Source organism: Streptomyces sp. AM 4-1-1 (assembly GCF_029167625.1).
Taxonomy (GTDB): domain Bacteria; phylum Actinomycetota; class Actinomycetes; order Streptomycetales; family Streptomycetaceae; genus Streptomyces.
In genome coordinates this window covers 1,412,946-1,432,763 of record NZ_CP119145.1, presented here as the reverse complement: position 1 = coordinate 1,432,763, position 19,818 = coordinate 1,412,946, and the positions used below count along the sequence as shown (strand labels likewise).

The window sequence follows — 19,818 nt, the reverse complement described above, 5'->3', positions numbered from 1 at the left end:
CGCCCGAGGGGGCGAGGGGGGAACCCCGGTGGATTCCCTGGGGAAGCGATTCTTTGCACTGACCAGTCAGTGCAAAAACTAACCCGAACCCTTGCTCGACGCAAAGTGCCTGGTCAGCCGGGGATGGCGGGCGTCAGCCGGGGCATTGTCAGTGGTGGCCTTCAGGATGGACACATACGGCCACAGAGCCGTCACACGACGACAGGAGGTTCGTCATGGCCAGCTCGTCCGCGGCAGCCGCACACCGGCGTCGCACAGGCAGCCCTGCCCCCTCACTGACCGGCGCAGCCCCGTCACTCACCGGACCGGCGAGTGACGTCCACCCCGTCCTGCGGCGCACCGCCGCCCCGCCCGCCGCCCTCGATCTGCTCGCCAAGGCCCGCACCGGTCTGGACGAGGCCGGTGCGCTCGACGTGGCCAACGAGCGCTATGCCACCGCCCACCTCGCCGCGCTGCACACGGCGGCCGCCGTGCTCGCGGCCAGGGGCCGCCCCGAGTCCTCCCGGCGCCGCCGGGAGGTGATCCGCAGCGTCTGGGACGTCCTGCCCGAGATCGCCCCGGAACTCGCCGAATGGAGCGCCCTGTTCGCCTCCGGCGCCGACCGCAGGGCACGGGCGGAGGCCGGCATACCGGGCGCCGCCGACAGCCGCGCCGCCGACGACCTGCTGCGGGACGCGGCGATGTTCCTGCGTCTCGTCGAACGGCTGCTGATGCTTCAGCCGGTGCTCCCGCAGCCCAGGGCCGGGAGGCCGGACGTGGGATGACCGGGACCGCGGCGCGAGGCAATAAGGTGGAGAGCACCCATTACCACCTGCGCCGTTCGCGCTCCGCCCTCAGCGGCGGCACCGTGCCGAGGAGTCAACTGCCGTGTCGGACCCGCTGCGCCCCCGCGCCTCCCTCCGTACCGCCGTGGTCTGGGAGGTGCTGAAGGACGCCCTCGACCGTCAGGTCAAGGCGACCGGCAGGGACGCCCTGGACGTCCTGGACACCGGCGGCGGCACCGGCAACTTCGCGGTGCCGGTCGCCCGCCTCGGCCACCGCGTCACGGTCGTCGACCCCAGCCCCAACGCGCTCTTCGCGCTTGAGCGCCGCGCCGCGGAGGCCGGGGTCGCCGACCGTGTCCACGGTGTCCAGGGAGACATCCTGGGCCTCTTCGACGTGGTCGAGCGCGGGGGATACGACGCCGTGCTCTGCCACGGCGTCCTGGAGTACGTCGACGAACCGGCCGAGGGCGTGCGCAACGCCGTCGACGCGCTGCGCCCGGCCGGTTCGCTGAGCCTGCTGGCCGCCGGACTCGGCGGCGCCGTTCTCGCCAAGGCCCTCGCCGGGCACTTCGCCGAGGCCAGGCAGGCGCTCACCGACACGGCGGGCCGCTGGGGCGAGGGCGACCCGGTGCCCCGCCGCTTCACCGCCGAACAGCTCACCCAGCTGGTCTCGGCCGCGGACATCGAGGTCCGTGCGGTGCACGGGGTACGCGTCTTCGCCGATCTCGTCCCGGGTGTACTGGTCGACGCCGAACCCGGCGCCATGGAGGCGCTGCTGAAGCTGGAGGCCGCGGCCGCCGAGCTGCCCGCCTTCCACTCGGTGGCGACTCAGCTGCACGTTCTGGGCGAGAAGCGCGCATAAGGCGCACCACCGGTCGCGCCTTGGTGTGACCGGAGTGTGTTCGGCCGGTGACCGAAGTCCGGCCGGACGTCGCTGATCAGCGACGCAGCCGCAGACGGAGTACGCCCCAGGGCCCCCGATCCGGCGCCGCGACACGTATGATCGGGGGACACCATCCGGCATGACGGATCGGAGGTTGGGGAATCAAAGCCTCAACACCTGACCCGACGTGGCGGCCCGGACTGGCTGTTTGAAAAGTGGGCAGGTTTCACGGGGGCGATTCCCTGCCTATCCTGGAAGGGCCGCATACCGGTCGCCCCCGCGGCCGACGACGAGGAGGACTCCGTGCCGCTCTCGGAGCACGAGCAGCGAATGCTCGAGCAGATGGAGCGAGCGCTGTACGCCGAAGATCCCAAGTTCGCGACAGCGCTCGAGGGAAGCGGGCTGCGTACGTACACCCGACGACGGGTCTACCAGGCGGTCGCAGGCTTCCTGGTGGGTATCGCGCTCCTCATGGCCGGAATGGTCGCTCAGCAGATCTGGATCAGCGTGGTGGGGTTCCTCGTCATGCTGGGCTGCGCGGTCCTGGCGGTCACCGGATGGCGCAAAGCGCCCAAGCCCGGTGAGCAACAGCCGGGCGCGGCCGGAGGCGAACGCCGGCAGCCCAAGCAACATCGGACCGTGATGAATCGGATCGAGCAGCGGTGGCAGCGTCGCCGCGACGAGCAGGGCCAGTAGACACGAGCCAGGTGGTACCGCGGCGGACGCGGAAGTTTCATGGGTGAGGGGCGACCGAGACTTTCCGGTCGCCCCTCACCCATGTCGGCGTGCGGGCTGTGCCGCGCGGGGCGGGTACGGGAGTGGTGCCCCGGAGGGTGGCCGACCCGCGGCGGCCCACCCGGATGGGGGAGCGGCCCGCTCGGGTCTGCCGTACCACCGGCTTCGACGGTGGCGGGTCGTACGGCCGAACCCGTCCCGCATCACGCCCGCCCGGATCTGCCGCACCGGCCCCGACCGGACGACCTGCCGGTGCGGACCAGGCCCCGGAAGCGGGGGGCCGGTCCTGTGCGGACCGGGTCGAGGCGCGTACGGGCGCCGGAGAAGCCCCCTGATGGCCCCGGGCAGGACCCCGGAACGGCTCTTCCGAACGGGTGGTGGGACCGACGGGCAGACGGGGGGGCTTCCTGGCCGGGCGAGGCCCCGGTCCGGGGAAGCCGTCCGGGTGTCGTGCGCGGAGGGCGGCCGGGATCAGCCCTGCTGGCGGGAGGGTCTGCGCAGCCGCGCCGCCCAGCGGAGACGACGGTTCTCTCCGGCCGTTCTCCTGCGGTGGGTGTACGCCGCCCAGCGTTCCGAGACCGCCCAGACCACCCGGACGGCCGAGCGCGGCGCCAGAACCGCACGCCACCGAGTGCCCCGGCCGGTCCCGGCGCGCAATCCCGCCCGTATCGCCGAGACGTCCTCGACCAGCCCAGGACGGAACATCGGCCGCGGTGCGTACAGCACCTGTTCCACCGCGTCCGCCACTCGATGGGCCGCGTTCGCCGCGCTCTCGTCCAGCCGCCCCAGCCGCACGATCCGGTCCACCGTTCCGCGCGGGGTCCGGGCGTCGTCGGGCGGGATGCCGTGGTCCCAGGCCGAGTCGACGACCTCCTGCCAGACGGCCAACACCCGGGCCGCGGTGTCGGCGGGAGCGCGACCCTGCGAGCCGGTCAGCCTGCGCCTGCGCACCCGTAGCCGCCACAGCAGCGGCAGGAACGGCAGCACCAGCACCACCAGTGCGCCCAGGACGATTCCCGCCACCGTGCCGACGGGGGTTCCCGGGTCCGTGGGCAGTGCGGCGCCCGGCGCCGTCGAACCGCCGCACTCACCCTGCTTGCGCATCCGCGCCGGGCAGTTGTCCGAGGCGGAGGGGGCCGCCGACGGCGCGGCCGAGGCAGACGTCTCGGGTCGGGCCGGGTCGGCCGTGTCCCCCGCGGGGGTTTCCGGCTGCGTGTAGACAGGGGCGGAACCACGGGTCGGAGTCGGTTCGAAGCGGGTCCAGCCCACGCCCGCGAAGTACAGCTCGGGCCAGGCGTGCGCGTCACGCAGTCCGACCGAGTACCGCCCGTCCGGCTGCGGGGAGCCCGGCGCGAACCCCACCGCGACCCGGGCCGGAATGCCCAGCGTCCTCGCCATCGCGGCCATCGTGAACGAGAAGTGGACGCAGAAGCCCCGCCTGTCCTTGAGGAACCGGCCGATCGCGGCGCTGCCCGTACCCGAGTTCACCGAGGTGTCGTAGGCGAATCCGCCGTCCGACGCGAACCAGTTCTGCAGCCTCACCGCGCGCTCGTAGTCGTTCGTCATGCCCCGGGTCAGCTCGGCCGCCGTCTCCTCGACCACCTTCGGCAGCGAGGAGGGGACCCGGGTGTACTGCCTCAGCACCTCGGGCGGCGCGTCCGGCGCACTCGCCAGTTGCTCCGCCGACGGTCTTGTCTCCAGGCTGCTGACCTCGTACCGCACGCCCCCCGTCGTCTGGCCCGAGTCACCGACGAGCGTGCGCCCGGCCGGCTCGTACCGCCACCGCCCGGCGACGTCGACCTCCGTCGCGGGGTAGGGGAGCGGCAGATAGGTCTGCCGGTACGAACTCGACGCGGAGATCTCGGAGGTCACCTCGGACACGGCGACCGACCCGGTGAGACCGTCCGGTCCGGGAAGCCGCCGCGGCACATCCGTGAGGCCGCGCTTCGACGCCCGCCACTCGTCCCCGGTGAACTCGTCCAGGGCCAGAATCCGCAGATAGAAGTCCTGCGGATTCCCTGAGGTCGTGCGGTACGACATCACCTCCCGGTCCTCCGGCTGGTTCAGGTCGTCCTGGAGGGAGACCAGCGGGTTCACCGCCGAGATGGTGCCGCCGCCACCGCCCTTGCCGTCACCGCTCCCGTGACCGACGCTCAGCAGACCGCCGTCGAGCGCGGGCAGCGCCGCCGGCACCACCAGCGCGACGCCCAGGGCCAGCACACCGATCCGCCGGCCCGTACGGACCGAGGCGAACGTGGTGCGGTCCGACGCCTGTATCCCCGCCGTCAGCCCGCCCGACGATCTCGTGGACGCGCCGAACACCCGCCCCCACCGGGCGAGCCGGTCCCGTCCCTCGGACAGCAGGAGCAGCAGATATCCGGAGGCGGCCAGCAGGAACCACAACCAGCCCGCGCCCCCGTCGGCCAGCCCCGCCGCCACCGAGTACATCGCGAGCAGCGGCAGACCGGCCGGGGCCGCGTTGCGGAACGTCACCGCGAGGACGTCCACCACGAGGCCGATCACCAGGACCCCGCCGATCAGCATCAACCGGATGCCGTCCGTCGCCGGCGCCGGAATCGCGTACTCGCCGATGTCGTCCGCGCCGGCCGTCAGCAGATCCGCGATCCGGCGCACCGCGTCCGGCCCCGGCACCACACCGACCAGCGCCTGCTCCCGCGCGAACACCACGCTCAGCAGCAGCACCGTCACCAGCGCCTGCGAGGCCACCGTCAGCAACCGGGGCAGCGACATCCGCCGGGCGAGCGTCCCCGCCCCGCTCTGCACGGCCAGCAGGAACGCGGCCTGGACGATCCACCCCGACGAGCGGACCAGCGGCAGCATCGCCGCCGCCGTCATCAGCGTCGCCGCGAAGGCGCACAGCGCCGGCCGACCACGACCGCTCATGACCGTCCCCCCGAAAGATCCGTCGTGCCACCCGCACCGGCCGGGCGTGTGTCGTCCCGCTCCCCGGCGGCCTGCCGCCACAACCGGGCCAGCTCCGCCCCCGGCCGTACCGTCACGGCTGTCCATCCCGACTCGCGCAGCATCCGCAGCCGCTCCTCGTGCGCCCCGGAAGGCACGGCGCCGTCGCCCGGCATCCAGGCCGCGCTGTCGAGCACGAACGCCATGGCCGCGCGGCTGCGCTGCCGCATCCGGGCCGCCACCGCCACCTGCTGTTCGTCCAGGTCACCGAAGAAGGCGACCAGCAGGCCCTCGGTCCCGCCGCGCAGCACGTCGTGTGCGCGTGACAGGCCACCGCCGTCGGAGTGGCCGACGACCGCGAGGGTGTCCATCATCAGGGCCGCCGACTCGGCGGCCCCCTGCGACGCCCCGGTGAAACCGTCGGCCCCCTCGCCCGGCACCGACGTGCCGACATCCGTCAGCAGCCGCACCGCGAAGCCCCGCTCCAGCATGTGCGTCAGGGCCGAGGCCGCCCCCGACACCGCCCACTCGAAGGCCGAGTCCGGCCCGGCCCCCTCGTACCCCACCCGGCGGGTGTCCAACAGCACCGTGCACCTGGCCCGCTGCGGCTGCTCCTCCCGGCGCACCATCAGCTCGCCGTGGCGCGCGGTGGAACGCCAATGCACCCGCCGCAGGTCGTCACCGTGCCGGTACCCGCGCGGAATCACGTCGTCCTCACCGGCCAGGGCCGTCGAACGCTGCCGTCCCTCGCCGTACCCGGAAGCATCGCCCGAGAGCCCGACCGCGGGCAGCGCCTCCGTCCTCGGGAGCACGATCAGGGTGTCGTACGCGTCGAACGAGCGGGTCAGCTCGCACATCCCGAACGGGTCGCCGAGCCGCAGCTGCAACGGCCCCAGCGGATAGCGCCCGCGCAGATCGGACCGGACCCGGTACGACACCTCGCGCCGGCCACCCGCCTCCACCCGGTCCAGCACGAACCGGGGCCTGGGCCCCAGCACGTACGGCACCCGGTCCTGGAGCATCAGCAGCCCGGTGGGCAGCCGCGACACGTTGTCCATCCGCAGATGCACCCGCGCCTCCGCCCCCGGCGGCACCCGGGACGGTGAGAGCCGCCGGGTGGCCGCGACCCGGTACCGGGTGCGGTACAGCACCGTCGCGCAGACCGGCGGCAGCACCCCGAGCAGCAGCCCGACCCGCAGCAGATCCCCCTGCCCCAGCACATACGCGCAGATCACCGCGGCCACCCCCGCGGCCAGGAAGGAGCGCCCCCGCGTGGTCAGCCCGCGCAGAGCGGCCGACGGACCGCCCTTGTCGTCACCGCGGTCGGCTGTGACACCCAGGGCGTCCATCACGGTCGCCGGGGGTCGGACTGCCCGCCGTACACCGGCCGGCCCGGTCGACCCGACGGGGCCGGCGCGGTCCGCGGCAGGGCCGGACCCGGCGCGCCCGCCGTGGGCACCGGCGTGCGCTGCAGGATCTCCGTCACGACCTGCTCCGCCGTCCGGCGGTTCAGCTGGGCCTGCGCGGTCGGCAGCAGCCGGTGCGCGAGGACCGGGACCGCCAGCGCCTGCACGTCGTCCGGAAGCGCGTAGTCCCGGCCGCTCAGCGCCGCCGACGACTTCGCCGCGCGCAGCAGATGCAGGGTGGCCCGCGGGGAGGCCCCGAGTCTGAGGTCCGGGTGCGCCCGGGTGGCCGCGACGAGCTGCACCGCGTACCGCCGTACGGAATCGGCGACATGGACCTCGCGCACGGCGTCGATCAGCTTCACCACGTCGTGCGCGTGGGCCACCGGCCGGAGATCGGCCAGCGGTGACACCCCGCCGTGCACGTCCAGCATCCGGAACTCCGCCTCCGGGCTGGGGTAGCCGATCGACACCCGTGCCATGAAGCGGTCCCGCTGGGCCTCGGGCAGCGGATAGGTGCCTTCCATCTCCACCGGGTTCTGCGTGGCGACCACCATGAACGGGTCGGGCAGCTCGTACGTCCGCCCGTCCACGGTGACCTGGCGCTCCTCCATCGACTCCAGCAGTGCGGACTGCGTCTTGGGAGAGGCGCGGTTGATCTCGTCACCGATCACGATCTGCGCGAAGATCGCACCCGGTTTGAACTCGAACTCGCGCCGCTGCTGGTCGAAGATGGACACACCGGTGATGTCCGAAGGCAGCAGATCCGGTGTGAACTGGATGCGTTGCACCGAACAGTCGATGGACCGTGCCAGCGCCTTCGCCAGCATGGTCTTGCCCACCCCGGGAACATCCTCGATGAGGAGGTGCCCCTCCGCGAGCAGTACGGTCAGTGAAAGCCGTACGACCTCGGGCTTGCCCTCGATCACGCTCTCCACCGACCCGCGCACCCGCTCCGCCGTCGTGGTCAGATCTGTGAGGCTCGCTCGCTCGTCATAGGTCGTCACCCGGCCCTCCTCGGCCCATTCCCCCCGGCCCCTGGAGCTCTGGAGGAATCATTCACGGGCCCGAGCGCTCGACCGGCCCGGCCCACCCCGAAATTCGGACACCCCTCCGGAAGGTCCCGGCGAGAGGTCACACACGCATTCTTGTTGGCGTTGCCGCGTCGTGTCACTCGCCTGTGGACAAGTGGGTGCGATATGTCGGTTCTTACCGGTATTCCGGCGTTCCCCGCCCCTTGACCAGGGGCGGGGAGACGGCTCAGGAGACGGCTCAGGAGACGGAGTGGATCTCCCGCAGCAGGCCGGTGGTCACGTCGAAGACGAAGCCCCTGACGTCATCGGTGTGCAGCAGGAACGGCGAGGTCCGGACGCGCTGCATCGACTGACGCACGTCCTGGTCCGCGTCGCTGTACGCCTCGACCGCCCAGACCGGCCGCTGGCCGACCTCGGCCTCCAGCTCCTGCCGGAAGTCCTCGGTGATCGCCTCAAGGCCGCAGTTGGTGTGGTGGATCAGCACGACGCTGCGCGTACCGAGGGCCCGCTGGCTGATGGTCAGCGAACGGATCACGTCGTCGGTGACCACACCGCCCGCGTTGCGGATGGTGTGGCAGTCGCCGAGCTCCAGGCCGAGCGCGGCGTGCAGGTCGAGCCGCGCGTCCATACAGGCCACCACGGCGACGTTCAGCACCGGGCGCGCGTCCATGCCCGGGTCGACGAAGTCTGCGGCGTAGGAGACGTTCGCCTCCACGAGGCGGTCGGTGACCACCCCGCCGGGGCGGGCCTTCTCGGAGGCGGGGGCGACGGGCTCGGTGGCGGAATGCGCGGAAGTCGACATACCCAAGACGTTAGACCTCGAAGCGGGCCGCGGTGTGCGGCCGGAGGGGACAAAGAAGGTCAACGGGACTTGTTGTGAGGTAACCCACAGGTCCGGCCGCAGGTCCGGCCCCTTCCCCCTGCCGGGTGAAGGGCGGCCCTTCGGCGACGCGCTGCCCGGTTGATTGATCGGGAATCGATCGAATGGCAGGGTGGACTAAAGTGACGGGAAGTTACCGACACACTCTGCACATTCCGAAACACTCCGAAGTTCCCCCGGGTGTGCGGCGTACGTACGGCCCGGCCCTCTCCCGCTCGCCGGTCGGCCGATGCCCCTTCCCCGGCGTCGGCGGACCTCCCCTTCATGAGTGGGCGGGGACCCGGCCGCACGTACGGTCACCCGGGACCTGAGCCTGAGAGGGCGCATTGAGCCAGACCCGACACGTCCCGGTGATGCTCCAGCGGTGCCTGGACCTGTTGGCCCCCGCTCTGGAAGCGCCGAGTCCCCGGCCGCCCGTGGTGGTCGACTGCACCCTCGGCCTCGGCGGACACAGCGAGGCCCTGCTCGCCGCCTTCCCGGCCGTCCGGCTGATCGGCCTCGACCGGGACAGGGAGGCGCTGCGCCTCTCGGGCGAACGGCTGGCCCCGTACGGCGACCGCGCCACCCTCGTCCACGCCGTCTACGACGAACTGCCCGACGTACTGGACCGGCTGGGTGTCCCCGAGGTCCAGGGCGTCCTCTTCGACCTCGGCGTCTCCTCGATGCAGCTGGACGAGGCCGACCGCGGCTTCGCGTACGCCCGGGACGCCCCGCTCGACATGCGCATGGACCAGACGACCGGCATCGGCGCCGCCGAGGTCCTGAACACCTATCCGCCGGGTGAACTGGTACGGATTCTGCGCGCGTACGGCGAGGAGAAGCAGGCCAGGCGGATCGTCTCGGCCGTGGTGCGCGAACGCGAGAGGGAACCCTTCAGCAACAGCGCCCGGCTCGTCGAGCTGATCCGCGACGCGCTGCCGCAGGCCGCCAAACGGACCGGCGGGAACCCCGCCAAGCGCACGTTCCAGGCACTGCGCATCGAGGTCAACGGCGAGCTGAGCGTCCTCGAACGCGCCGTCCCGGCCGCGGTGGGGGCCCTCGCCGTCGGCGGACGCATCGCCGTCCTCTCGTACCAGTCGCTGGAGGACCGCCTCGTCAAACAGGTCCTCGCGGCCGGCGCAGCCAACACCGCGCCCCCCGGACTCCCCGTCGTTCCCGAGCGTTACCAGCCCCGCCTGAAGCTGCTCACCCGAGGCGCCGAACTGCCCACCGAGGCGGAGGTCGCCGAGAACAGGCGCGCCGCCCCGGCCCGGCTGCGCGGCGCCGAACGCATCCGCGAGGAGGAGCGATGACCGCATCGGAACCGTCCCCGGCGGGCGCGCCGCCCGGGACGGCCGGGGCCGCACGGTGAGCAAGCAGGCCGGGCAGCTGAAGGGGCGGGCCGCGCGGCTCACCCGGATGCTGCCGGCCGGGTCCGGCAACGCCGCCCGTACGCCCTTCGTCCTGCTGGTCGTGCTGCTGCTCGGGGGTGGCCTGATCACGCTGCTGGTGCTGAACTCCGCGCTCAACGAAGGATCGTTCAGGCTCAGCGAGCTGAAGAAGCGGACCACCGAACTGACCGATGAGCAGCAGGCGCTGCAACGCGACGTCGACGGCTACTCCGAGCCCGACGCGCTGGAGCAGCGGGCGCGCGGACTGGGCATGGTGCCCGGCGGCAGCCCCGCCTTCCTCGGCCGGGACGGCAAGGTCCGCGGCATGCCGTCCCCGGCGGCCGCCCCCGAGCCGACGCCGTCCCCGACCGGTTCCGTACCCGCGTCCCCGCCGGCCCTCTCCGGTTCCGGCGCGGCGGACGTGCCCGCGAACGGCACCCCGGCGCAGCCGTCGGCCGACCCGGGCCTTGCCCCCGATTCCGGCTCCGGTCCCGCCCCCGACGCATCCTCGGGGGCCCTGGCGCCCCCGTCCCCGACGAGCCCCGGCAGGTGACGCAGTGCCCTCCAAGGAACCACCGCGCCGCCGGGTTCCCGGCCCCGGCCGGACCCGCGGCGCCCGGGGCGGTGAGCCCGGCCGTCCCAGGCCCGTCGGCCGTCCCGACGGCCGGCGCCCCCGCCCCGCGGCCCGCCCGCAGGCCCGGCGGCACGACCGGGCGCCGGGCGGACGGCCCGCGCGCACCCTCCGCCTCGGCAGCCCCCGTCCACGACTGCGGCTGGTCAGTCTCGGCCTGACCCTCGTCATGCTGGCCTTCGTCGTCCGGCTGCTCCAGGTGCAGGCCGTCGACGCCCACGCCTACGCGGCCAAGGCCGACAAGAACCGCTACCTGGACTACGAGATCCCCGCCGAACGCGGCGAGATCACCGACCGCAGCGGTATCGCCCTCGCGACCAGCGTCGACGCCCACGACATCACCGCCGACCCCAAGATGTTCACGCCGCAGGAGAGCAAGGCACCGGACGCGCCGCAGCAGGCCGCCGTGCTCCTCGCCCCGATCCTCGGCCAGGACGCCGCGGTGCTGACCGAACGGCTGTCGACCCCCAAGAGCCGCTACACCGTGCTCGCCCGCCGCCAGACCCCCCAGGTCTGGAAGCAGATCCAGGACCTCAAGTCCGTGTTCGCCCAGAAGGCGAGCCAGGACAAGGCGAAGGGCGGCGCCGGGGCCAACGTGCTGGCCGGGGTCTTCCAGGAGTCCAGCACCAAGCGGGTCTACCCCAACGGGGACCTCGCCGCCGGGATACTGGGTTACGTCAATGCCGAGGGCAAGGGCGCCGGCGGCCTCGAATCGAAACTCGACAAGCAACTCGCGGGCGAGGACGGCAGGATCAAGTACGCCCAGTCGGGCGGCCGCAGGGTGCCGACCGCGGGCACCAGCGAGGTCCCGGCCGTCCCGGGCACCGACATCGAGCTGACCATCGACCGCGACATCCAGTGGGCCGCCCAGAAGGCCATCGCCGACCAGGTGGCGAAGTCCAAGGCCGACCGCGGTTACGTGATCGTGCAGAACACCAGGACCGGTGAGGTGCTGGCGATGGCCAACGCCCCCGGCTTCGACCCCAACGACATCACGCACGCCGACATGGCGTCGCTCGGCAACGCCGCGCTCCAGGACGTCTACGAGCCCGGCTCCACCAGCAAGGTCATGTCCATGGCCGCCGTGCTGGAGGAGGGCGTCGCCGATCCCGGCACCCATGTCACCGTGCCCAACACGCTGCACCGCGGCGACCGGCTCTTCCACGACGACATCGACCACCCCACGTGGTACCTGACCCTCAACGGCGTACTGGCCAAGTCCAGCAACATCGGCACCATCCTGGCCACGGGCCGGCTCGGGAAGACCCAGGCCGAGGCCAACCGGGTCCTCCACTCGTACCTGCGCAAGTTCGGCATCGGCAGCACCACCGGGCTCGGCTACCCGGGCGAGTCGCCCGGCATCCTCGCCCAGCCGGAGAACTGGTCCACCTCGCAGCAGTACACGATCCCGTTCGGCCAGGGGCTCTCGCTCAACGCCATGCAGGCCGCCTCCGTCTACTCCACCATCGCCAACGGCGGGGTGCGGGTCGAGCCCACACTCGTACGCGGTACGAAGGGCCCCGGCGGACGCTTCACCGCGGCGCCCGCCCCCAAGAAGACCCGGGTGATCAGCGAGAAGACCGCCAGGACACTGGCCACCATGCTGGAGTCCGTGGTCGACGACGAGGAGGGCACCGGCGCCAAGGCCCGAATCCCCGGATACCGGGCCGCGGGCAAGACCGGCACCGCCAACCGGGTGGACCCGGCACACGGCGGCTACCGCGGCTACACCGCCTCGTTCGCCGGCTTCGCCCCCGCCGACGACCCGCAGATCACCGTCTACTGCGCGATCCAGAACCCCACCAAGGGCAGCTACTTCGGCGGCCAGATCTGCGGGCCCATCTACAAGCAGGTCATGGAGTTCGCGCTCAAGACCCTCCAGACCGCACCCTCCGGCAGCGCGCCCGCCCGGCTGCCGGTGTCCTTCAAGCCGGACGAATGACCCGGGAACCCTCCAGTGACAACCATCACCCCCGATCCCGGGAACCGGAACGGGAACCACCGCCACCCGGCCCCCTCGCTTCGCGAGAGGCCGGGTGCGCCCGGTACGCTCACCGCCGTGTCCCACGCTGATCAGTCCCAAATCACCCAGAAGGACGCCCCTGTGAACTACCCGGGAGCGCCCCGACCGGACCGGCTCAGGCCGACCTCCCTCGCGGAGCTGGCAGCCCGGCTGGGGGTCGAACCGCCGGGATACGGCGAGGTCACCGGCATCACCCACGACTCACGGGCGGTACGCCCCGCAGACGTGTACGCCGCCCTCCCCGGCGCCCGGTTCCACGGCGCCGACTTCGCCGCCCAGGCGGCCCGCCTCGGCGCCGCCGCCGTCCTCACCGATCCGGCGGGCGCCGAACGCGCCGCCGCCACCGGCCTTCCCGTCCTCGTCGTCGACGAACCGCGCGCCCATATGGGCGAACTCGCCGCCGAGATCTACGGGCGGCCCGGCGCCGGCCTCCTCCAGATCGGCATCACCGGCACCTCGGGCAAGACCACCACCGCGTACCTCGTCGAAGGCGGACTGCGCCGCGCCGGACACCGCACCGGACTGATCGGCACCGTCGAGATGCGCATCGGCGACGAACGCGTCAAGTCCGAGCGCACCACCCCCGAGGCCACCGACCTCCAGGCCCTGCTGGCCGTCATGCGCGAACGCGGCGCCGACTCGGTCGCCATGGAGGTCTCCAGCCACGCCCTGGTGCTGGGCCGCGTCGACGGCTGCGTCTTCGACGTCGCGGTGTTCAACAACCTCAGCCCGGAGCACATGGAGTTCCACTCCGGCATGGAGGACTACTTCCAGGCCAAGGCCCAGCTGTTCACCCCGCTCCGCAGCAGGCGGGGCATCGTCAACTTCGACGACGAGTACGGCCGCAGGCTGATCACGGAAGCCACCGTCCCCGTCGTCACCTTCTCCGCGGAGGGCCACCCGGACGCCGACTGGCACGCCGAGGACGTCCAGGTCGGCCCGCAGGACAGCACCTTCACCGCGATCGGCCCCGAGGGCCACCGGATCGCCGCCAGGGCCCCGCTGCCCGGTCCGTTCAACGTCGCCAACACCCTCGCCGCGATCGTCACCCTCGCCGTGGCGGGCATCGACCCGCAGACCGCCGCCGACGGCATCGCGGAGGTCCCCGGCGTCCCCGGCAGGCTGGAGCGCGTCGACGCCGGACAGCCCTACCTCGCGGTCGTCGACTACGCCCACAAGACGGACGCGGTCGAGTCCGTGCTGCGCTCCCTCCAGAAGGTCACCGAGGGCCGGGTGCACATCGTGCTCGGCTGCGGCGGCGACCGCGACCGGTCCAAGCGCGGCCCGATGGGCGCCGCGGCCGCCCGGCTCGCCGACACCGCCGTGTTCACCTCGGACAACCCCCGGTCCGAGGACCCGCTCGCCATCCTCGCCGCGATGCTCTCCGGCGCCGCCGAGGTCCCCGTGCACGAACGCGGCGACGTCCTGGTCGAGGCCGACCGGGCCGCGGCCATCGCCGCCGCGGTCGCCCGCGCGGAACCAGGCGACACCGTGCTGATCGCGGGCAAGGGCCACGAGCTGGGCCAGGACATCCACGGAGTGGTACGCCCCTTCGACGACCGCAAGGTCCTGCGCGCGGCCATCGCGCGGTCCATGGAACGCGAGACCGCCGACGACGCCCGCCGGGGCACCGCGGACCGCGCCCGTCACCACGAGAACAACAGTCGGGGATGACCAAGTGATCACCCTTTCCCTCGCCGAGATCGCCGAAATCGTCGGCGGGCGGCCCCACGACATACCGGATCGGACGGCCACCGTCAGCGGGCCCGTCGTCATCGACTCCCGTGAGGTGGTACCCGGCAGCCTGTTCGTCGCCTTCGCCGGCGAGCGGGTCGACGGCCACGACTACGCGCGGGGGGCCGTGGAGGCCGGTGCGGCAGCGGTCCTCGCGGCCCGCCCCGTCGGCGTCCCGGCCATCGTCGTCGACGACGTCCTGGCCGCACTCGGCGCGCTCGCCCGGGCCGTCGTCGAACGCCTCGGCACCACCGTCGTCGCGCTCACCGGATCGGCGGGCAAGACCTCCACCAAGGACCTGATCGCCCAGCTCCTGGCGCGCAAGGCGCCAACGGTCTGGACACCGGGTTCGCTCAACAACGAGATCGGCCTGCCGCTCACCGCGTTGCGCGCCACCGAGGACACCCGGCACCTCGTCCTCGAAATGGGCGCCCGAGGCATCGGCCACATCCGCTACCTCACCGGCCTCACCCCGCCGCGGATCGGCCTCGTGCTCAACGTCGGCACGGCCCACATCGGCGAGTTCGGTGGCCGGAAACAGATCGCGCAGGCCAAGGGCGAGCTGGTCGAGTCACTGCCCGAGGACGGACTCGCCGTCCTGAACGCCGACGACCCGCTCGTCCGGGCCATGGCCACCCGCACCAAAGCCCGGATCCTGCTCTTCGGCGAGGCCCCGGACGCGGACGTACGTGCCGAGAATGTCCGTCTCACAGAGAATGGGCGCCCCGCTTTCGCCCTCCACACACCCACCGGGTGCAGCGATGTGACCATGCGCCTGTACGGTGAGCACCACGTGTCGAACGCGCTCGCCGCGGCCGCCGTCGCCCATGAGTTGGGCCTGTCCGCAGACGAGATCGCCGTGGCGCTCTCCGAGGCGGACTCCCTCTCCCGCTGGCGCATGGAGGTCACCGAGCGTCCGGACGGTGTGACGTTCGTCAATGACGCCTACAACGCGAACCCCGAATCCATGCGAGCCGCCTTGCGCGCGCTCGCGGCCATGGGACGGGGGCGCCGCACGTGGGCGGTGCTCGGCCGGATGGCCGAGCTCGGCGAAGCGTCGCTCGCCGAGCACGACGCGGTCGGACGGCTCGCCGTCCGGCTCAACGTCAGCAAGCTCGTCGCGGTCGGGGGCCGAGAAGCCTCCTGGCTGCAACTGGGCGCATATAACGAGGGTTCGTGGGGTGAGGAGTCGGTGCACGTGTCCGACGCGCAGGCGGCCGTCGACCTGTTGCGCAGTGAACTGCGTCCGGGAGACGTCGTGCTGGTGAAGGCGTCCCGGTCGGTCGGCCTGGAACAGGTCGCCCAGACACTGCTGGAGAACTCGACCGAGGGCGAGGTCACCGGCCGATGAGGCAGATCCTCTTCGCGGGGGCCATCGGGCTCTTCCTGACCCTGGTCGGTACCCCGCTGCTGATCAAGCTGCTGGCCCGCAAGGGATACGGGCAGTTCATCCGGGACGACGGCCCGCGCAGCCACGGCAGCAAGAAGGGCACGCCCACCATGGGCGGCATCTCCTTCATCCTGGCCACGCTCATCGCGTACGCGCTGGCCAAGGTGATCACCGGGGAGGACCCGAGCATCTCGGGCATCCTCGTGCTCTTCCTGATGGCGGGGATGGGTGTCGTCGGCTTCCTCGACGACTACATCAAGATCGTCAAGCAGCGCTCGCTCGGTCTGCGGGCCAAGGCCAAGATGGCGGGCCAGCTGATCGTCGGCATCGCCTTCGCGGTGCTCGCCCTCCAGTTCTCCGACAAGCGGGGCCACACCCCGGCCTCCGACCGGCTGTCGTTCATCACGGACTTCGGCTGGCGCATCGGCCCGGTGCTCTTCGTGGTCTGGGCGCTGTTCATGATTCTCGCCATGTCCAACGGCGTGAACCTGACGGACGGTCTGGACGGTCTCGCCACGGGCGCGTCGGTGATGGTCTTCGGCGCGTACACCTGGATCGGGCTGTGGCAGTTCCAGGAGTCCTGTGCCAACGCGGCGACCCTGACCAACCCCAACGCCTGCTTCGAGGTACGAGATCCACTCGACCTGGCCGTCGTCGCCGCCGCCCTCATGGGCGCCTGCTTCGGCTTCCTCTGGTGGAACACCTCACCCGCCAAGATCTTCATGGGGGACACCGGCTCGCTCGCCCTCGGCGGCGCCCTCGCCGGCCTGGCGATCTGCTCCCGCACGGAGTTCCTGATCGCCCTGCTCGGCGGCCTCTTCGTGATGATCACCATGTCGGTCGTCATCCAGGTCGGCTCCTTCAAGATGACCGGCAGGCGGGTCTTCCGCATGGCACCGCTCCAGCACCACTTCGAACTCAAGGGGTGGTCCGAGGTCCTTGTCGTGGTCCGCTTCTGGATCATCCAGGGCATGTGCGTGATCGTCGGCCTCGGCCTCTTCTACGCGGGGTGGGCGGCGGAGAAGTGAGCGACCAGGACTGGCGGGGCAGGAAGGTCACCGTCGCGGGGCTCGGCGTCAGCGGTGTCCCCGCGGCCCGCGCCCTGCGTGAGCTGGGGGCCGAGGTCACCGTCGTCAGCGACGGCGACGACGAACGCTCCCGCGGCCAGGCCGCCGAACTGGAGGCCCTGGGCGTCACCGTGCGGCTCGGCGACGGGGCGACCCTGCCCGGGTCCACCGAACTGGTGGTCACCGCCCCCGGCTGGAAGCCCGACAAGCCGCTCTTCCGCGCCGCCTCCGAGGCGGGCGTCCCGGTCTGGGGCGACGTCGAACTCGCCTGGCGGCTGCGCGGCCTGGACGGCAGGAAACCGGCGCCCTGGCTCGCGGTCACCGGCACCAACGGCAAGACCACGACCGTACGGATGCTGGCCTCGATCCTGGAGGCGGCCGGGCTGCGCACGGCGGCCGTCGGCAACATCGGCGTCTCGCTGCTGGACGCGGTGCTCGGCGACGAGCCGTACGACGTGCTCGCCGTCGAACTCTCCAGCTACCAGCTGCACTGGTCGCCGTCGGTCCGCGCCCACTCCGGGGCCGTGCTCAACCTGGCCCCCGACCACCTCGACTGGCACGGCTCCATGACGGCGTACACCGCCGACAAGGGCCGGATCTACGAGGGCAACCAGGTCGCCTGCGTGTACAACGCGGCCGATCCGGCGACCGAGGACCTGGTCCGCGAGGCCGACGTCGAAGAAGGCTGCCGGGCCGTCGGGTTCACCCTCGGCACCCCCGGCCCCTCCCAGCTGGGCGTCGTCGACGGCATCCTCGTCGACCGGGCGTTCGTGGCGAACCGCCAGAAGCAGGCCCAGGAACTGGCCGAGGTCGCGGACGTCCGGCCGCCCGCCCCGCACAACATCGCCAACGCCCTCGCCGCCGCCGCGCTGGCCCGCTCCTTCGGGGTGCCGCCCACGGCGGTACGGGACGGCCTCCGGTCCTTCCGGCCCGATCCGCACCGCATCGAGCACGTCGCCGACCTCGACCGGGTCGCGTACGTCGACGACTCCAAGGCGACCAACACGCACGCCGCCGAGGCATCCCTCGCCGCGTACGAACCGATCGTCTGGATCGCGGGCGGACTCGCCAAGGGAGCGACCTTCGACGACCTGGTCGCCGGAGCCGCCCGGCGGCTGCGCGGCGTCGTCCTGATGGGCGCCGACCGTGCCCTGATCGGCGAAGCCCTGGCGCGACACGCCCCGGAGGTCCCGGTGGTCGACCTCGACCGGACCGACACTGGGGCGATGTCCGAGGCGGTCCGGGAGGCCGCACGGCTCGCCCGGCCGGGAGACACCGTGCTGCTGGCCCCGGCCTGCGCCTCGATGGACATGTTCGTCAACTACAACAAGCGGGGCGAGGCGTTCGCGGACGCGGTCCGCGCACGCGCCGCCGAGAGCGCCTGACGGTCACGGCACGCGCGTCGTGACCGTCCCCGGGGGGACCGGGTGCGGCATCGCCGCGGGCCCGGCCCCGGTGACGCCTCCGGCGCACGAGCAGTGGAGGGGACAGCGACAATGCCGGCCGACGAGAGTTCCGCCGCGTGCGGTCCGGCCCGTGCGGCGGGCCGCGCCCCGCGCACACCCGCCGACGGCAGGCCGCGGCCCCATGTTCGGACACCCGCCGGGCTCGTCCCGGCGGGCCTCGCGCCGCCCGTGGGCATCGCCGCCCGAGGACGGCTCGCGACCGGGGTCAGGAAGCCCCAGGCGGCCCGGGGCGGCGGCGGACGCACCCGAACCCCCCGGACCCCGCGTACGCCCCGGCGGCTGGGCCCGCGACAGCTGTACGAGCGGCTGCGGCGGGCCTGGGACCGCCCCCTGACGGCGTACTACCTGATCCTCGGGGCCGCTCTGCTGATCACCGGGCTCGGTCTCGTGATGGTCTACTCCGCCTCGATGATCAAGGCGCTCGAACTGTCCAAACCCAGCACCTACTTCTTCCGCAAACAGTTCCTCGCCGCCGTTCTCGGGGCGGGGCTGATGCTGGTGGCCACCCGGGTGCCCGTCAAACTCCACCGGGCACTCGCGTACCCGATGCTCGTGGGCACTGTCTTCCTGCTGGTGCTCGTACAGGTCCCGGGGATAGGGATGTCGGTCAACGGCAACCAGAACTGGATCTACATCGGTGGCCCGTTCCAGCTCCAGCCCGCCGAGTTCGGCAAACTCGCGCTGATCCTGTGGAGCGCCGACCTGCTCGCCCGAAAACATGACAAACGGCTGCTGACGCAGTGGAAACACATGCTCGTCCCGCTCGTCCCCGTGGCCTTCCTGCTGCTCGGACTGATCATGATCGGCGGCGACATGGGCACCGCGATCATCCTCACCGCGATCCTGTTCGGACTGCTCTGGCTGGCCGGCGCCCCCACCCGGCTCTTCGCCGGTGTGTTCGCCTTCGCGGCCGTCATCGCCGTCGTCCTGATCAAGACCAGTCCCAACCGGATGTCCAGACTGGCCTGCGTCGGTGCGAGCGAACCCGGCCCCGGGGACTCCTGCTGGCAGGCCGTCCACGGAATCTACGCCCTGGCGTCCGGCGGATGGTTCGGATCGGGGATCGGCGCCAGCGTGGAAAAATGGGGACAACTGCCCGAACCGCACACCGACTTCATCTTCGCCATCACCGGGGAGGAACTGGGGTTGGCGGGGACGCTGTCGGTACTCGCCCTCTTCGCGGCCCTAGGCTATGCGGGTATCCGCGTGGCCGGACGCACGGAGGACCCCTTCGTGAGGTATGCCGCGGGAGGCGTGACCACCTGGATCATGGTTCAGGCCGTGATCAACATCGGTGCGGTGCTCGGTCTGCTGCCGATCGCCGGGGTCCCGCTCCCGCTGTTCTCCTACGGGGGGTCGGCCCTGCTGCCGACCATGTTCGCCGTCGGACTCCTGATCGCCTTCGCGCGGGAGGAGCCCGGGGCGAAGGCTGCCCTGGCCATGCGGAGGCCCGGGGCCAGATGGAAGACGATGAGACGGCGCGTCAAGAAGCGTCCGTCCGGAGAGCGGTGAATTT

15 protein-coding genes are annotated in these 19,818 nt (G+C 72.2%); 11 read left to right on the top strand and 4 right to left on the bottom strand.

Features of this window, described 5'->3' with window-relative positions:
• The first annotated feature begins 215 nt into the window (after positions 1 to 215).
• From PZB75_RS05920 to PZB75_RS05910, 3 genes are all read left to right on the top strand, one after another.
• Positions 216 to 764 carry an SAV_6107 family HEPN domain-containing protein gene (locus PZB75_RS05920; RefSeq protein ID WP_275534229.1) on the top strand — a complete coding sequence of 183 codons (549 nt, stop codon included), beginning with the start codon at positions 216 to 218 and terminating at the stop codon, positions 762 to 764.
• Positions 765 to 867: 103 nt separating this feature from the next.
• Entirely contained in the window at positions 868 to 1,626 is a 759-nt protein-coding gene (locus PZB75_RS05915) for a methyltransferase (RefSeq protein ID WP_275534228.1), read from the top strand.
• 324 nt (positions 1,627 to 1,950) lie between these two features.
• Positions 1,951 to 2,343, top strand: a complete 393-nt coding sequence (locus PZB75_RS05910; protein ID WP_275534227.1) for a DUF3040 domain-containing protein — start codon at positions 1,951 to 1,953, stop codon at positions 2,341 to 2,343.
• Between the two features lie 510 nt (positions 2,344 to 2,853).
• On the opposite strand, the gene PZB75_RS05905 is transcribed toward PZB75_RS05910, so the two are convergent.
• From PZB75_RS05905 to PZB75_RS05890, 4 genes are all read right to left on the bottom strand, one after another.
• Positions 2,854 to 5,286, bottom strand: a complete 2,433-nt coding sequence (locus PZB75_RS05905) for a DUF3488 and transglutaminase-like domain-containing protein (RefSeq protein ID WP_275534226.1) — start codon at positions 5,284 to 5,286, stop codon at positions 2,854 to 2,856.
• On the bottom strand, positions 5,283 to 6,653 hold the full coding sequence (locus tag PZB75_RS05900) for a DUF58 domain-containing protein (RefSeq protein WP_275534225.1): 1,371 nt from the start codon (positions 6,651 to 6,653) through the stop codon (positions 5,283 to 5,285). The genes PZB75_RS05905 and PZB75_RS05900 overlap by 4 nt, the downstream gene beginning before the upstream one ends.
• Positions 6,653 to 7,714: a MoxR family ATPase gene (locus PZB75_RS05895; protein ID WP_275534224.1), complete on the bottom strand. Its 1,062-nt coding sequence runs from the start codon at positions 7,712 to 7,714 to the stop codon at positions 6,653 to 6,655. The genes PZB75_RS05900 and PZB75_RS05895 overlap by 1 nt, the downstream gene beginning before the upstream one ends.
• A gap of 265 nt (positions 7,715 to 7,979) precedes the next feature.
• Positions 7,980 to 8,543 carry a carbonic anhydrase gene (locus PZB75_RS05890; protein WP_275534223.1) on the bottom strand — a complete coding sequence of 188 codons (564 nt, stop codon included), beginning with the start codon at positions 8,541 to 8,543 and terminating at the stop codon, positions 7,980 to 7,982.
• Positions 8,544 to 8,947: 404 nt separating this feature from the next.
• On the opposite strand from PZB75_RS05890, the gene rsmH reads away from it, so the two are divergent.
• From rsmH to ftsW, 8 genes are all read left to right on the top strand, one after another.
• A complete protein-coding gene (gene rsmH, locus PZB75_RS05885) occupies positions 8,948 to 9,913 on the top strand; it encodes a 16S rRNA (cytosine(1402)-N(4))-methyltransferase RsmH (protein ID WP_275534222.1) in 966 nt (321 codons plus the stop codon).
• 55 nt (positions 9,914 to 9,968) lie between these two features.
• On the top strand, positions 9,969 to 10,544 hold the full coding sequence (locus PZB75_RS05880; RefSeq protein ID WP_275534221.1) for a septum formation initiator: 576 nt from the start codon (positions 9,969 to 9,971) through the stop codon (positions 10,542 to 10,544).
• Positions 10,545 to 10,548: 4 nt separating this feature from the next.
• Positions 10,549 to 12,564, top strand: coding sequence for a penicillin-binding protein 2 (locus PZB75_RS05875; RefSeq protein ID WP_275534220.1), 2,016 nt, complete (start codon positions 10,549 to 10,551; stop codon positions 12,562 to 12,564).
• Between the two features lie 15 nt (positions 12,565 to 12,579).
• Positions 12,580 to 14,319, top strand: a complete 1,740-nt coding sequence (locus PZB75_RS05870; protein ID WP_275534219.1) for a UDP-N-acetylmuramoyl-L-alanyl-D-glutamate--2,6-diaminopimelate ligase — start codon at positions 12,580 to 12,582, stop codon at positions 14,317 to 14,319.
• 4 nt (positions 14,320 to 14,323) lie between these two features.
• Complete coding sequence (gene murF / locus PZB75_RS05865; protein WP_275534218.1) at positions 14,324 to 15,730, top strand: UDP-N-acetylmuramoyl-tripeptide--D-alanyl-D-alanine ligase; 1,407 nt, start codon at positions 14,324 to 14,326, stop codon at positions 15,728 to 15,730.
• Complete coding sequence (mraY, locus tag PZB75_RS05860) at positions 15,727 to 16,797, top strand: phospho-N-acetylmuramoyl-pentapeptide-transferase (RefSeq protein WP_275534217.1); 1,071 nt, start codon at positions 15,727 to 15,729, stop codon at positions 16,795 to 16,797. The genes murF and mraY overlap by 4 nt, the downstream gene beginning before the upstream one ends.
• Positions 16,794 to 18,221 carry a UDP-N-acetylmuramoyl-L-alanine--D-glutamate ligase gene (murD, locus tag PZB75_RS05855; protein ID WP_275534216.1) on the top strand — a complete coding sequence of 476 codons (1,428 nt, stop codon included), beginning with the start codon at positions 16,794 to 16,796 and terminating at the stop codon, positions 18,219 to 18,221. The genes mraY and murD overlap by 4 nt, the downstream gene beginning before the upstream one ends.
• A 111-nt stretch (positions 18,222 to 18,332) precedes the next feature.
• The gene (gene ftsW, locus PZB75_RS05850; protein ID WP_275534215.1) at positions 18,333 to 19,814 is read left to right on the top strand and encodes a putative lipid II flippase FtsW; all 1,482 of its coding nucleotides are present in this window, start codon (positions 18,333 to 18,335) and stop codon (positions 19,812 to 19,814) included.
• Positions 19,815 to 19,818: the final 4 nt, after the last annotated feature.

Bases quoted from the DNA above. Each gene is read 5' to 3' on its own strand.
- mraY (WP_275534217.1), top strand. From the start codon at position 15,727: ATGAGGCAGATCCTCTTCGCGGGGGCCATCGGGCTCTTCCTGACCCTG.
- PZB75_RS05905 (WP_275534226.1), bottom strand. From the start codon at position 5,286: ATGAGCGGTCGTGGTCGGCCGGCGCTGTGCGCCTTCGCGGCGACGCTG.
- PZB75_RS05890 (WP_275534223.1), bottom strand. From the start codon at position 8,543: ATGTCGACTTCCGCGCATTCCGCCACCGAGCCCGTCGCCCCCGCCTCC.
- ftsW (WP_275534215.1), top strand. From the start codon at position 18,333: ATGCCGGCCGACGAGAGTTCCGCCGCGTGCGGTCCGGCCCGTGCGGCG.
- PZB75_RS05920 (WP_275534229.1), top strand. From the start codon at position 216: ATGGCCAGCTCGTCCGCGGCAGCCGCACACCGGCGTCGCACAGGCAGC.
- PZB75_RS05900 (WP_275534225.1), bottom strand. From the start codon at position 6,653: ATGGACGCCCTGGGTGTCACAGCCGACCGCGGTGACGACAAGGGCGGT.